The organism is Kitasatospora sp. NPDC041917, assembly GCF_055589745.1.
Genome location: NZ_JBVJBI010000005.1, coordinates 333,328 through 347,274 on the forward strand (window position 1 = coordinate 333,328; position 13,947 = coordinate 347,274).

Annotated in this window: 10 protein-coding genes and 1 pseudogene; 7 read left to right on the top strand and 4 right to left on the bottom strand. The window is 72.6% G+C overall.

Translation table 11 applies throughout. From position 1 onward, the window contains the following. Positions 1-4: 4 nt before the first annotated feature. Complete coding sequence (locus ACZ6EM_RS08790) at positions 5-1,600, bottom strand: M4 family metallopeptidase (RefSeq protein WP_401049140.1); 1,596 nt, start codon at positions 1,598-1,600, stop codon at positions 5-7. A gap of 159 nt (positions 1,601-1,759) precedes the next feature. On the opposite strand from ACZ6EM_RS08790, the gene ACZ6EM_RS08795 reads away from it, so the two are divergent. Beyond that, a complete protein-coding gene (locus ACZ6EM_RS08795; RefSeq protein ID WP_465772100.1) occupies positions 1,760-2,161 on the top strand; it encodes a GNAT family N-acetyltransferase in 402 nt (133 codons plus the stop codon). 19 nt (positions 2,162-2,180) lie between these two features. After that, positions 2,181-3,509 carry a hypothetical protein gene (locus ACZ6EM_RS08800; RefSeq protein ID WP_465772101.1) on the top strand — a complete coding sequence of 443 codons (1,329 nt, stop codon included), beginning with the start codon at positions 2,181-2,183 and terminating at the stop codon, positions 3,507-3,509. A gap of 12 nt (positions 3,510-3,521) precedes the next feature. Here ACZ6EM_RS08800 and ACZ6EM_RS08805 read toward each other — a convergent pair whose 3' ends face one another. Continuing rightward, positions 3,522-5,666 (bottom strand): amino acid adenylation domain-containing protein, encoded by a 2,145-nt coding sequence (locus ACZ6EM_RS08805; protein ID WP_465772102.1) that lies wholly within the window; start codon positions 5,664-5,666, stop codon positions 3,522-3,524. A gap of 205 nt (positions 5,667-5,871) precedes the next feature. On the opposite strand from ACZ6EM_RS08805, the gene ACZ6EM_RS08810 reads away from it, so the two are divergent. The 5 genes from ACZ6EM_RS08810 to ACZ6EM_RS08830 all read left to right on the top strand — a co-directional run bounded on the left by ACZ6EM_RS08810 (position 5,872) and on the right by ACZ6EM_RS08830 (position 11,109). Beyond that, complete coding sequence (locus ACZ6EM_RS08810) at positions 5,872-6,696, top strand: ABC transporter ATP-binding protein (protein ID WP_380549262.1); 825 nt, start codon at positions 5,872-5,874, stop codon at positions 6,694-6,696. Positions 6,697-6,825: 129 nt separating this feature from the next. Next, on the top strand, positions 6,826-7,974 hold the full coding sequence (gene efeO / locus ACZ6EM_RS08815) for an iron uptake system protein EfeO (RefSeq protein WP_380549259.1): 1,149 nt from the start codon (positions 6,826-6,828) through the stop codon (positions 7,972-7,974). 112 nt (positions 7,975-8,086) lie between these two features. Next, positions 8,087-9,388 carry an iron uptake transporter deferrochelatase/peroxidase subunit gene (gene efeB / locus ACZ6EM_RS08820; RefSeq protein WP_380549256.1) on the top strand — a complete coding sequence of 434 codons (1,302 nt, stop codon included), beginning with the start codon at positions 8,087-8,089 and terminating at the stop codon, positions 9,386-9,388. A gap of 46 nt (positions 9,389-9,434) precedes the next feature. Continuing rightward, positions 9,435-10,283 carry an iron uptake transporter permease EfeU gene (gene efeU / locus ACZ6EM_RS08825; RefSeq protein ID WP_465772103.1) on the top strand — a complete coding sequence of 283 codons (849 nt, stop codon included), beginning with the start codon at positions 9,435-9,437 and terminating at the stop codon, positions 10,281-10,283. A 217-nt stretch (positions 10,284-10,500) separates the two neighbouring features. After that, on the top strand, positions 10,501-11,109 hold the full coding sequence (locus tag ACZ6EM_RS08830; RefSeq protein WP_359911001.1) for a DUF4232 domain-containing protein: 609 nt from the start codon (positions 10,501-10,503) through the stop codon (positions 11,107-11,109). A 120-nt stretch (positions 11,110-11,229) separates the two neighbouring features. On the opposite strand, the gene ACZ6EM_RS08835 is transcribed toward ACZ6EM_RS08830, so the two are convergent. Together ACZ6EM_RS08835 and ACZ6EM_RS08840 are read right to left on the bottom strand one after the other, a co-directional pair. Then, positions 11,230-13,791 carry an ABC transporter permease gene (locus ACZ6EM_RS08835; RefSeq protein WP_465772105.1) on the bottom strand — a complete coding sequence of 854 codons (2,562 nt, stop codon included), beginning with the start codon at positions 13,789-13,791 and terminating at the stop codon, positions 11,230-11,232. A 59-nt stretch (positions 13,792-13,850) separates the two neighbouring features. Beyond that, positions 13,851-13,947: pseudogene (locus tag ACZ6EM_RS08840) on the bottom strand (ABC transporter ATP-binding protein); the annotation flags it as partial.

Genomic DNA, 13,947 nt, shown 5'->3' on the forward strand with positions numbered 1-13,947 from the left:
GAAGTCAGCTGACGTTGACCCCGCTCCAGGCCGCCGCGACCGCGTTGTACTCGGTGCTGGCGGCGCCGTACAGGTCGCGGGCGGCGTTCAGGGAGGCGGCGCGGGCGCCCTTGTAGTTGGTGGTGGAGGTCATGTAGACGGTCAGCGCGCGGTACCAGATCTTGGCGATCTTGTCGTGGCCGATGCCGGCCACCGTGGAGCCGTTGCAGGTCGCGCTGTTGTAGGTGACGCCGTTGATGGTCTTGCTGCCGCTGCCCTCGCTGGCCAGGTAGAACCAGTGGTTGCCGACGCCCGAGGAGTAGTGCACGTCGAGCTTGCCGACGCTGCTGCTCCAGCAGTCGGCCGAGGAGCCGTCCAGCGAGGGCTTGTCGAAGCGGCGCAGCCACGGCGGGGTGGACTGGTCGCTGAACAGGTAGTCGCCGGTGTCGACGCTGTTGTTGGCGTACCACTCGACCATGGTGCCGAAGATGTCGCTGGTGGACTCGTTGAGGCCGCCGGACTCGCCGCTGTAGCGCAGGTTGGCGGTGGCGCTGGTGACGCCGTGGGTCATCTCGTGGCCCATGGTGTCGAGGTCGACCTGCTCCGGGTCGCTGCTGCCGTTGCCGTCGCCGGTCATCATGCAGAAGCAGCTGTCGGACCACTGGGCGTTGTCCCAGTTGGTGCCGACGTGGACGAAGACGGTGGCGCCTTTGCCGTCGTTCTTGATGCCGCTGCGGCCGTGGACGTTCTTGTAATAGTCGTACGTCCAGGCGGTGTTGGCGTGGGCGTCGACGGCGGCGGTGGAGCGGTCGGTGGAGAACTTCTTCCCGTCGCCCCAGACGTTGGTGGTGCTGTTGAACGCGGTGCCGGAGGTCGCCTTGATCGAACTCGCGGAGAGGTTGTTGGCGTCCTTGGTGACGTGGCCGCGGACCGGGTCGGTCAGGGTGTAGCCGCCGCCGGACTTGGCGGTGGTGTCGATGCTGATCCTGCCGGTGTACTCGGAGTTCCCGGTGCCGGTCGCCTGGTGCTCGGCATCGTAGGACTCGATCTGCTCGCCGGTGGTGGCGTCGGTGACGACGACCTTGCCGGCCGGCTCGCCGTGCGCGCCGGTGCCCGCGACGGTGGTGCGCCAGGCCAGCCGGGGCGTGCCGTCGGCGGCCCAGACGACCAGCTCGGGGGTGCTGACGGCGTCCTGGACGCCCGGGGCGGCGGCGAGCGCGCCGGCCGCGCCGGACTGCGCGGTCACCTTCGGGACGGTCGACTTCACGGCGGCGTCGTGGGCGGCCGCGCGGGAGGAGTCCTTGAGCCTGCCCTTGGCGTCCTGGTGGACGACCAGGTCGCCGCCGACCACCGGCAGGCCCTGGAAGGTGCGGTCGAAGCGGACGTGCGAGGCGCCGTCGGCGTCCAGCACGACGTCCTTGAGCACGAGGTCCTGGCCGGCGCCGAAGCCGAACACCCCCGCGTTGTGGGTGACGTTGGCGCGGGCCTGGGATATCGCGGCCTCGCGCGGGGCGGTGGCGGCGGAGGCCGTGGCGGCCGGGACGGTGGCGCCGGCGAGGGCGGCGACGACCGCGACGGCTCCGGCCACGCGGGCACGGCGGGAGGAAGGCGTGGGGGTCACTCTGACTCCAGTGGGGGTAGCTGTGCAGGGAAAGGAGCTGCGTCAGAGATTGACCGGGGTCAGTCAGATTCAGCTAGAGGAAAGGTCATAACTTTGCCAAGTCGTGTCCTTGGTCGATAAAAAATGATCAGAACTTAACAAGGGGTCTACAGTGCCGTCGTGACGATCGACTACCTGTGGCGCGGCCCGCTCACCGACCCCGAACTCGACACCCTGCACGCCGAAGGCTTCGGCCACCCCGGGGAGTCGGGCGACCGGATCGCCCGCCTGGAGCGGCACAGCCTCGGCTGGGTCACCGCCCGGCGCACCGCCGACGACGCCCTGGTCGGCTTCGTCAACCTCGCCTGGGACGGCGGCGCCCACGCCTTCCTGCTCGACACCGTGGTCGCCCCGGACGCCCGGCGGCAGGGCATCGCCACCCGGCTGGTCGCCGAGGCCGCCGACGGCGCCCGCGCGGCCGGCTGTACCTGGCTGCACGTCGACTACGAGCCCCACCTGCGCCCCTTCTACCTCGACGCCTGCGGCCTGCGCCCCACCGACGCGGGGCTGTTGGCGCTCTGAAGCCCTAGGCTTCCGCCCCATGGACGGATGGGTGGGGGCCTGGACCGGTGGCCGGGCGGCGGTCCACGTGGGCGACGTCGCGGACTTCAACGCGCAGTTCTTCGCACCCGGCATGGACGAGGCCCAGCGCCTGCGTCGGCTGCGGCAGGCGCACCACTACGCCTGCCTGGCCGTCTGCTACAGCCCCGAACCGGCCCTGCTGGTCCTGCCCGCCGAGGTCGCCCCTGAGTGGACCGACTGGCTGGCCCGGGAGTTGGCCTGGGGCCCGGTCGAGGTGCACAGCGGTGTGGCGCCGGACCGGACGGTGGCCGAGGCGCTCGCCGCCCGCCCCGCCCTGGCCGCCCGGATCGCCGACTCCGGCCGCCCGGTGGTGAGTTGGGGGCGGAACGCCGCGCATGGCGAGGGGCCCGAGCTGGCCGCCGTGCGCCGCTACGAGTCCAAGGCCGCCGCGCACGACCTGTTCGCCGCCCTCGCCCCCGGGCACCCCGGCATCCGGCTGCCGCGCCAGGAGCGTCCGGAGGGCCGCCGCCGGGCCGCCCGTCGGCTCACCGCCCGCGCCGTCCGGGGACAGACCACCGTACTGAAGAGCCCGTACGGCGTCGGCGGCTACGGCACCGTGGTGGTGGAGTCCGCCGAACTGTTCGCGGCGGGCGGCGGCAGGGCGCTGCTGCGGCACCTGGTGCGTACCGAAGTCCTGCCCCCCGAAGGCGCGTTGCTGCTGGAGGAGTACGTCGACCCGGGCCCGGCGGCCCGGCTGCGCGACCTCACCTACGACGCCCTGGTCGGACCGGACGGCACCGTCCACCCGGTCGGCGCCGGTGCCATGGACGTGGCCGGCACCCGCTACCAGGGCGTCACCGTCGGCCCCGGCACGGTGCCGCACGCCGCCGCCGACACCGCCCGCCGGTTCGCCCTGGCGGTGGGGGAGCGGCTGGCCGCCGAGGGCTACCGCGGCTGGTACGACGTCGACTTCGTCACCGACCGGGAGCGCCGGCTCGCCCCCACCGAGATCAACCTGCGGCTCACCGGTCCGGCCGTCGCCTTCGTGCTGGCCGCCCGCCTCGACCGGGTGCGCGGCCCCGGCCACCTGGTGCGCACCCTGGACGGGATGCCGCTCGGCGCCCGGCTCGCCCCGGCCGCGCTGCACGACCACCTGGAACGGCTGCGCCCGCGCTGCGCCCGGCTCGGCGTCACCCTGCTGCCGCTGATCCCGACCGCGTGCCACGACCCGGAGCCCGTCGTCGGCCTCGCCCTCGCCGGGCCGGACGCCGAGGCACTGGACGCGGCCGAGGCGCTGGTCGAGGCCGCGAACCGGGGGCTGACCGGGATGTTCGAGGCGCTCAGGTGATGTTCGAGGCGCTCAGAGATGCCGGCCCTTCCTTTCGCCCCCTCCGGCCGGAGGCCGCCAGAGCATGAACCGGATCAGCACCAGCGCCGCGAGCATCAGCGAGACGTTGAACGCGAACACCATCACGGTCTCGCGCGGCCAGTCCGTGGCCTTGGTGAGCCGGTACAGGTTGTCCTGCGGCCACCAGTTGACCAGCAGCCAGGTGATCGCCAGGTGGGCCAGCGCCGAGAGCCGGACCGGCCTGCCCTGCCGCAGGACGGCCTCGAAGCCGGCACCGAACCAGACGAGCCCGGCGCCGAACGCCAGGTTCTCGCACAGATAGAGCAGCCGGAACCAGCCGCTGTACGGGGAGGGGACGCCGGTGAGATCGGTCGAGCCGGGGAAGAGCACATCGGTCATCGCCCACGCGCTCGCGGCGAAGATCAGCACGCAGAAGACCGCGCCGCAGCCGCTCCCGAAGTCCGAGTTCCCGGAACCGCCGCCCGCCTTGCCGCCGCTCCGGACGCCGCCCCCGGTCTTGCCGCCGTTCCGGCCGCCACCGGCCTTGGCGGAGCGCCGGGCGGCGTGTCCCGGCGGGGCCGGCAGCGGCAGGGCCGCGCGGTTCAGCTTGCCGGCCCGGGTGCGCGGCAGTTCGGGTACCGGGACGACGGCGGCGGGCACCGACTGGCCCCTGAGCGCGGTCCTCAGGTACTGGGAGAGCGACCAGCCGTCGGCGCCGTCCGTACCCGGCTCGGTCACCGCGTAGCCGACCAGCTGCGGTTTGCCCGGCACCGTCTCCACCTCGACGACGGCCGCCTCCCGCACCGCCGGGTGCCCGCGCAGCACGCCCTCCGCGCGGACCGCCGCCCGGACCCGCGCCAGCACGCTTGTCGGCCGTCTCGTGCCGAGCGGTCCGACCACGGCCGCGGCCCGGGCGGTGAACTCCAGCACGCCGTCCGCGCGCAGCACCCCGAGGTCGCCGGTCAGCAGCACCCGGCCGTCCGGGTCGAAGTCCGCCCGGATGAAGCGGCGGGCGGTGTCCGTGGGCCGGTTGAGGTAGCCGCGGGTCAGGCCGGCGCCGGCGATCGCGATCTCGCCCGTCATGCCCTGCTTGGCGGGGGTGCGGTTCGGGCCGAGCACGTACACCCGGGTGCCGGGAAAGGGCCGGCCGACCAGCGAGACCCGTTCGGCGCCCTCGGCGGCGGCGGTGCCCCGCGCGTCGAAGTAGGTGCTGTCCACGGTGGCCTCGGCCAGCCCGTAGACGTTCAGCACCCGGGTGCCCGCGCCGAGCAGGCGTTGCAGGCCCAACTGCTCGTCCAGGTACCACTTCTCGGCGCCGACGGTGAGCAGCCGTACCCCGGGCAGGCCCGCGCCGGCCCCCGCGCCGCCGGCCTCGGCCAGCAGGGCGGTCAGCCGGCGCGCGGTGCGGACGTTCAGCTCCAGGACGGTGATCCGCTCCGCGGCCACCAGGGCGGGCAGTGCCCCGAGGTCGGCGGCGCGGTCCAGGGTGAGGTTGAACGGGGTGACCACCAGGGTGGCGCCGGTACAGAGCGCACGCACCCAGTCGGCGGTGAAGACGTCGAACTCCAGGCTCGCCGTCTGCAGGATCCGGTCCTCGGCGGTCAGCTCGTACACCTCACGCCAGCCCTCGTACGCGGCCAGCAGGTTGCGGTGCTCGACCAGCGCGCCGACGGGCAGGCCGGTGGAACCGGAGGTGTAGAAGACGCAGGCGAGGTCCCCGGGGCCGGTCTCGGGCGGCGCGAACGGGGCCGTCGCGGGGGCGGCCGTGTCGACGCAGACCAGCCGGGCCCCGCCGGCGTCCGCCAGCCGTACCCGGTGGCACTCCTCGGTGACCACCAGGTCCGGTGCGGCGTCCGCGAGCACGTGCCGCAGCAGTGCGTCCGGCGCGGCCGGTTCCAGCGGCACGAACGCCGCGCCCGCCTTCAGCACGGCCAGCAGCGCCACGTACACCTCGGTGCCCCGGCCGAGCGCGACCGCCGCCCGGCCGCCCGGGGCCAGGCCCCGCTCCGCCAGCACCGCGGCCAGCCGCCCGGCCCGCGCGTCCAGCTCCCCGTAGCTCAGCTCCCGCCGGCCGCAGCGCACGGCCACCGCCTCGGGCGCCAGCCGGGCCTGCCGTTCGACCAGCGCGTGCAGGGTGTCGACCCGCTCCCCGGTCATCCTCGTCCCCCTCGTCCCCGCTTCCCCTCGGAGGCACGATCCTCCTCCCAACTCCCTCCGGACAACAGGGTTCTGGCGCGTCCACCCCTCGGACGTCCGGGCCCGTCCACGGCCGACGGTTGTACTCTGCACGCGGACGGACGGCGCCGGCCCGTCCGGTGCGGCGCCCCGCCCGCACCCTGCCCGGCGCCGCGATCGGAGTCCCATGAATTCATCCGCCCCCGACTTCGCCGGGCCGCTGCTGCGCACCCGGGACGTGGACGTCGTGCGCGACGGCCGCCACCTGCTGCGCGGGATCACCCTGGAGATCCGGCCGGGCGAGCACTGGGCGCTGCTCGGTCCGAACGGCGCGGGCAAGTCCACCCTGCTCGCGCTGCTCGGCGCGGTCTCCCACCCCACCCGCGGCGAGGTGGACGTGCTCGGCCGCCGGCTCGGCCGGGTGGACGTCCGCGAGCTGCGCGCCCACCTCGGGCACGTCAACCCGCGCCACCCGCTGCGTTCACCGCTGACCGTGCGCGAGGTGGTGCTCACCGGGCACACCAACACCATCGAGCCGGAGTTCCACCGCAAGCCGGCCCCGGAGGCGCTGGAGCGGGCCGAGCGGCTGATCGACACGCTCGGGATGCGCGCGATGGCCGACGCCGCGTGGACGACGCTGTCCCAGGGCGAGCGCGGCCGGGCCCTGATCGCCCGTGCGCTGATGCCCAGCCCCCGGCTACTGCTGCTCGACGAGCCCGCCACCGGGCTGGACCTGACCGCCCGCGAACTGCTGCTGGACAGTCTGGACCTGCTGCGCCACCAGCATCCGGAGCTGGCCAGCGTGCTGGTCACCCACCACCTGGAGGAGCTGCCGGAGAGCACCACCCACGCCCTGCTGCTGCGCGGCGGCGAGTGCGTCGCGGCCGGGCCGGTGGCGGAGGTGATGACGACGGAGCTGATCAGCGAGACCTTCGGGCACCCGATCAGGATCAGCCGCCACGAGGGCCGCTGGACGGCCCGGGCGGCCGCCCGCCGGACACCGGGAAGGTAACGGTTCAGGGGGTGGGTGTAGACGAAAAATCGTCTTTACGTAAGGTATGCCTTAGCTAATGATGGTCGGCTGGCCCCCAGCCGCCCGCACTGCCATGGCACACCCATGCCCTTTTCCGTTGGAGCCCGCATGTCCGCCCGTCGCCGTTCCACCGCAGCCGCGCTGCTCACCCTCGCCGTGGCGACCGCAACCCTGGCCGGCTGCGCGTCCAAGAAGGACGACAAGGCGGCCTCCTCCGGCGCGGTCACGGTGAACGCGACCGACACCGCCTGCGAGGTCTCCAGGACCAGCTTCCCGGCCGGCCACGTCGTGCTGGACATCAGCAACAAGGGCTCCAAGACCACCGAGGTCTACGTCTACGGCGACGGCGACAAGATCGTCACCGAGCGCGAGAACATCGGCCCCGGCACCAAGGCCAGCATCAACGCCGAGATCAAGGCCGGCTCGTACGAGATCGCCTGCAAGCCCGGCATGGTCGGCGACGGCATCCGCCAGAAGATCACCGTCACCGGCGAGGGCGGCAGCGCCGCGCCGGCCGACCCGCGCCTGGCCGCCGCCGTCACCGCCTACCGCACGTACGCCCAGGAGCAGGCCGACGCCACCATCCCGGCCGTCGAGGCCTTCGCCGCCGCGATCAAGTCCGGCGACCTGGAGAAGGCCAAGTCGCTGTACGCGCCCTCGCGCACCGGCTGGGAGCGCACCGAGCCGGTCGCCGAGAGCTTCGGCGACGTCGACCCGAAGACCGACACCCGCGAGGACAAGCTGGAGCAGGGCCAGGAGTGGACCGGCTGGCACAAGCTGGAGAAGTCGCTCTGGGCCGACGCGAAGATCGGCGACGACGAGAAGAAGCTCGCCGACCAGCTGGTCGCCGACCTCAAGGACTGGCAGAAGAAGATCCCCGAGGCCGAGATCACCGCGACCAGCATGGCCAACGGCGCCAAGGAGTTGCTGGACGAGGTCGCCACCAACAAGATCACCGGTGAGGAGGACCGCTACAGCCACACCGACCTGGCCGACTTCCAGGCCAACGTCGAGGGCGCGCAGAAGGCCTACGAGCTGCTGAAGCCGGTCGCCTCCGAGAAGGACGCGGAGCTCGCGAAGACGCTGGACTCCGAGTTCGCCGCCATCAACGCCCTGCTGGCCAAGTACAAGCAGGCCGACGGCACCTTCACCTCCTACGACAAGGTCACCGAGACCGAGCGCAAGGCCTTCTCCGACGCGGTCAACTCGCTGGGCGAGCCGCTGTCGAAGCTGGCCGCCGCCGTGGTCGTCAAGTAACCGGCCACCCCACCCGAAGTACCCCGCCGACGCCGTGGCGGCCCGCGATCCGGGTCCCACGGCCTCCGTGGGTCAGCGCACAGTCCAGCACAGTAGAAGGGCCCGCCCGCCGATGGACGCGGAGAACGAGCAGCAGAACGGGACGCCGGCCACCGCCGACGCCGCCGGCACCAGGAGCGCGGTCAGCCGACGCGCCGTCATCGGCTGGGCCGGCGCGGGCGTCGCGCTCGGCGCCGCCGCCGTCGGCTCGGTGGCGGCCGCCACCCGGCAGGACGACGCCGTCCCGGTCGCCGCCCCGGTCGGCGCCGAGCTGCCGTTCTACGGCGAGCACCAGGCGGGCATCTCCACCCCGGTCCAGGACCGGCTGCACTTCGCCGCCTTCGACGTCTCCGAGAAGGCCACCCGGGAGTCCCTGGTCAAGCTGCTCAAGGAGTGGACCAAGGCGGCCGCCGCGATGACCGGCGGCCGCGAGGTCGGCACCGGCGCGGTGCCCGGCTCGCCGGAGGCGCCGCCGGACGACACCGGCGAGGCCCTCGGCCTGCCCGCCTCCCGGCTCACCCTGACCATCGGCTTCGGCCCGAGCCTGTTCGAGAAGGACGGCGTGGACCGCTTCGGCCTCCGGGCCAAGCGCCCCGAGGCCCTGATCGACCTGCCGAACTTCAAGGGCGACAAGCTCGACCCGACCCGCAGCGGCGGCGACCTCTGCGTCCAGGCCTGCGCCGACGACCCGCAGGTCGCCGTGCACGCGATCCGCAACCTGGCCCGGATCGGCATGGGCACCGTCAACATCCGCTGGTCGCAGCTGGGCTTCGGCAAGACCTCCTCGACCACCCCGGACGAGCAGACCCCGCGCAACCTGATGGGGTTCAAGGACGGCACCCACAACATCGCGGGCACCGACACCGGGAAGCTGGCCGACCACGTCTGGGCCGCGCCCGGCGACGGCCCGGAGTGGATGACCGGCGGCTCCTACCTGGTCGCCCGGCGGATCCGGATGCACATCGAGACCTGGGACCGCGCCTCGCTCAAGGACCAGGAGGACACCTTCGGCCGCACCAAGGGCGAGGGCGCCCCCTACGGCAAGGGCAAGGAGCACGACGCGCCGGACCTCAAGGCGATGCCCGCGACCTCGCACGTCGCGCTCGCCCACCCGGACGCCAACGACGGCCTGATGATCCTGCGCCGCGGCTTCTCCTTCACCGACGGCACCGACGGCCTCGGCCGCCTGGACGCCGGGCTGTTCTTCCTCGCCTACCAGCGCGACACCCGCAAGGCCTTCGTTCCGCTGCAGACCCGCCTCGCGGCGAGCGACAAGCTCAACGAGTACATCCAGCACGTCGGCTCCGCCCACTTCGCCTGCCCGGCGGGCGTGCGCAAGCCGGGGGAGTGGTGGGGCCAGGCCCTGCTCGGCTGACCTCACCCGCCCCCCGGTACCACCTCTACACCCCCCAGGAGCCCGCGTGTTCGGCAACTACCTGATCGGCCTGCGCGAAGGCCTCGAAGCCAGCCTGGTCGTCTGCATTCTGATCGCCTACCTGGTCAAGACCGGCCGCAAGGACCGGCTGCCGCCGGTGTGGATCGGCGTCGGCTCGGCCGTGGCGCTCTCCATGGCCTTCGGCGCGCTGCTGCAGTTCGGCTCCTCGCAGCTCACCTTCGAGGCCCAGGAGGCGCTCGGCGGCTCGCTGTCGATCATCTCGGTCGGCCTGGTGACCTGGATGGTGTTCTGGATGCGGCGCACCGCCCGGCACCTGAAGACCGAGCTGCACGGCAAGCTGGACGCGGCGATCGCGATGGGCACCACGGCCCTGGTGGTCACCGCCTTCCTGGCCGTCGGCCGCGAGGGCCTGGAGACCTCGCTGTTCATCTGGACCGCGGTCCAGGCCACCGGCGACGGCTGGAACCCGCTGATCGGCGCCGCGCTCGGCCTGCTCACCTCGGTGCTGCTCGGCTGGCTGTTCTACCGGGGCGCGCTGAAGATCAACCTGGCCAAGTTCTTCACCTGGACCGGCGCGATGCTGGTCGTGGTCGCGGCCGGCGTCCTCGCCTACGGCGTGCACGACCTCCAGGAGGCCGGCTGGCTGCCCGGTCTGCAGAGCACGGCCTTCGACATCTCCAGCACCATCCCCAAGGACAGCTGGTACGGCACCCTGCTGAAGGGCGTCTTCAACTTCCAGCCGGACCCGACGGTGCTCCAGCTGGTGATCTGGGGGCTCTACCTGGTCCCGACCCTGGCCGTGTTCTTCAACGTCCTCGGCGGCGGGAAGAGCGGGAAGCCCGCCCAGCCGGTGGCCGCGAAGCCGGCCGCCTGATCCGGTCCTCCTCCACCCGTACCGCCCCGTCCGGCACCCGCCGGGCGGGGCGGTGTCGTGCGGGCGGCGCCAGTTCGCGCCAGTAGCGGCCGAAACCGGTCAGGAAAAGGAAGAAAACGGTCAGCTCTGACAAACTGCAGCCTCAATGGAACCGTTCTGCCACGGCCTTCGTACTTAGGGTGACAGACCCATGCCATTACTCACCCTTGGGGGGACCATGACCGTTCGCAGGCCTGCCAGGTTAGTCGCCGCCGGTGTCGCCGCCCTCGCGGCGACCGTCCTGCTGACCGCGTGCGACGACGTGAAGTACACCGACGACAAGCCGGGCGACCCGAAGGCGAGCGCCGCCGGGGCCACCGTCCCCGGCGACCCGATGGCCGGCCAGGCGGCCGGTTCGCGGTGCAAGAGCGACGAGATCACCGCCACCGTGCAGCTCAAGGGCGCGGGCTCGGCCATGCTGACGATCAAGAACAAGAGCGACCACAACTGCACCCTGTACGGGTACCCGGGCTTCGGCGGCCTGAAGGCCGACAACAGCGCGGACGCGCTGTCGGCCAACCGCGAGGCCCACCCCGGGCCGGCGGTGCTGGTCACCCTGAAGCCCAACAAGTCCGGCTACGCGGGCCTCAAGTGGAGCGCCTGCGACAAGTCGGACGCGACCTGCCACGTGCTCACCGGCCTCCAGATCACCGCGCCGGACGAGACCACGCCGGTCACCGCCGAGGTGCTCGGCACCGACGGCAAGCCGGCCGGCCAGCTGCTGGTCTCGGCCGCCGGGGTGACCACCGGCACGCTGCAGCCGAACAACGAGAAGGTCCTGTTCTGACCGGTGCCGTCCACCTGATGCCGCTCGGCCGACGACAGTCGCCCGACGACGCACCGGAGCCCCCGGGGCGGTTCGACGAGAACCGCCCCGGGGGCTCCGGGCTTCCGCACCTCCGGACCGCTACTGGCTCTTGATCGAGTCCAGGATGTCCAGCTTGGCCGCCCGGTGGGCCGGCCAGAGCGCGGCCAGCAGACCGATCACGGCGGCCGCGAGCAGGAAGCCGACGGTCTGCACCGGCGGGACGACGGTGGTGATGTCCTTGAGGCTGTCCGCCAGCGTGCGCACGCCCGCCCAGGCGACCAGGATGCCGAGGCCGACACCCACCAGCCCGCCGAACAGCGCGATCAGCAGCGACTCCAGCCGGACCATCCGGCGGATGCCGAGCCGGTCCAGGCCGATCGCCCGCAGCATGCCGATCTCCCGGCGGCGCTCGAACACCGACATCGCCATGGTGTTGACCACGCCGAGCACCGCGATGACCACGGACATGCCGAGCAGGCCGTACATCATGTTCAGGATTCCGGTGATCATCTGGCGGTTCTCCGCCTTGATCTCCTTCGCGCCCTTGACCGCGATCAGCGGGTTGCCGCCGGTCGCGTCGCGCAGCGCCTGCTTCAGCTCCTCGGTCGCGCCGTTCGTGCCCTTGACCAGGACCTTCTCCAGGCCGGTGCCGGGCGCCAGGTGCGGGCCGACCACGGCCTCCGGGACGACGACCGACGCCAGCGCGGTGTTGGCCTCCAGGATGCCGCCGACGGTCAGCGAGCCCTTGGCGCCGTCCGGGTAGGTGACGGCGAGGGCGTCGCCGACCTTGTAGCCGGCATGCTCGGCCCGGCCCGAACTGACCAGCAGCTTGCCCTGCTTGAGGGCGTCCGCGGAGCCCTCCTTGACCTTGACGGTGGCCAGCTGGTCGATGGTCGCGGCGTCCACCGCGGTCATCCACTCGCTGTCCTCCCCGTTCTGCCCGGTCGTGACGGTCACGCCGCGTTCGGTGCTGATCACGCCGACGCCGGGCGCCTTGGCGATCTGGGCGGCGACCTCGGGGGAGAGCTTCGAGAAGTTCTGCATCGCGACCGTGTAGTCGGCCTTGAGGTCGGTCTCGGCGGCCCTGTCCACCGCCTGGTTCACCGAGGCGCCGATCACGGTCAGCGAGGTGATCAGGGTGACGCCGATGGTCAGCGCCGAGGCCGTGGCGGCGGTGCGGCGCGGGTTGCGGATCGCGTTCTCCTGGGCCAGCTTGCCCGGTGCGCCGTACACGGCGCGCAGCAGCGGGGCGAACAGCGCGATCAGCGGCCGGGACAGCAGCGGGGTCAGCACGAACACGCCGATCAGCAGCGCACCGGCGCCGAGGCCGACCAGCTTGACCTCCTTGCCGGCCACACCGGCCGCCAGCGAGACGAGGCCGGCCAGCGAGAACAGCAGGCCGATGGCGTTGCGGACCCGCAGGCCCTTCTGGGTGGCGGGCTGCTCGGCCGAGCTCATCGCCGCCACCGGGGCGATCCGGGACGCCCGGCGGGCGGGCAGCCAGGCGGCCAGCACCGTCACCAGCACGCCGACCGCGAGCGCGGCGAGCACCGTGCCGGGGGCGACGATCAGCGGGCCGTCCGGAAGGTTGGCGTCCATCGGGCCGTTGAGCAGCGACTTGAGTCCGGCGGCGATGCCGATGCCCGCCAGCAGACCGGTCACCGAGGCGGTCAGACCGACCAGCACGGCCTCGACCAGCACCGAGCGGGTGATCTGGCGGCGGGTGGCGCCGACGGCGCGCAGCAGGGCCAGTTCCTTGGTGCGCTGGGCGACCAGCATGGTGAAGGTGTTGGCGATGATGAAGATCCCGACGAACAGCGCGATGCCCGCGAAGCCCATGAGGAAGGTGGTCAGGACGGTGGTGCCCTTCCTGATCATCTCGTCCTGCTCGGCGGCGAGGTCACGCCCGGTCCTGGCCTCGATGAAGTCGCCCTGCGGGACGGCCTGCTTGACGGCGGTGAGCAGCGCGTCGTCGTCGGTGCCCGGCTTGGCCTTGACGTCCAGCTCGGCGTAGCGGCCCGGGGTCAGGTAGAGCCGCTGGGCGGTGGCGGTGTCGAAGGCGGCCAGCGAGCCGCCGGCCACCACGCGCGGGTCGTTGGTGGTCAGGGTGCCGGTGAGCTTGAGCTTCATCACCGGGCCGTTGACCGCGACCCGGACGGTGTCGCCGACCTTGTAGCCGCCCTTGTCGGCGGTCTTGCGGTCGAGCGCGATCTCGGTGGCGTCCTTCGGGCCGCGGCCCTCGACCAGCGGGTAGCGCGGGTCGGTGCCGTCGGCGCCCGGCACGTAGTTGGTGCCGGTGGTGGAGAAGCCGTTGCCGATCAGCGCGCCCTTCGTGTCGGCGATGCCGGCGAAGCCGCCGACCACGCCGCGGACCTCGGCGGCGCCGGGCACCGCGGCGACCTTGGTGCGGGTCTCCTCGGTGAGGGTCGGTCCGGCGACCCGGCCGCTGTGGTCGTCGCTGAGGTTGCGGGCCTCGCGGTCGCTGACCGTGACGGCGACGTCGGTGTAGCTCTTGGAGTTCTGGGTCCTCAGCGCGTTGCCGAAGGTGTCGGAGAAGACCAGCGTGCCGGCCACGAAGGCGGTGCCGAGCATGACGGCCAGTACCGTCATCAGCAGCCGGCCCTTGTGGGCGAGCACATTGCGCAGTGCGGTGCGGAACATGGGGAGGCGTCAGTCCTGGGGGTACTCGGGGACGGGTGGCGTTTCGGGGGCCGGGGGCCTCAGCTGGTGCGGCCCTTGGCGTCGAAGCGGCGCATGCGGTCCAGGACGGTGTCGGCGGTGGGGTGGTGGAGTTCGTCGACGATGCGGCCGTCGGCG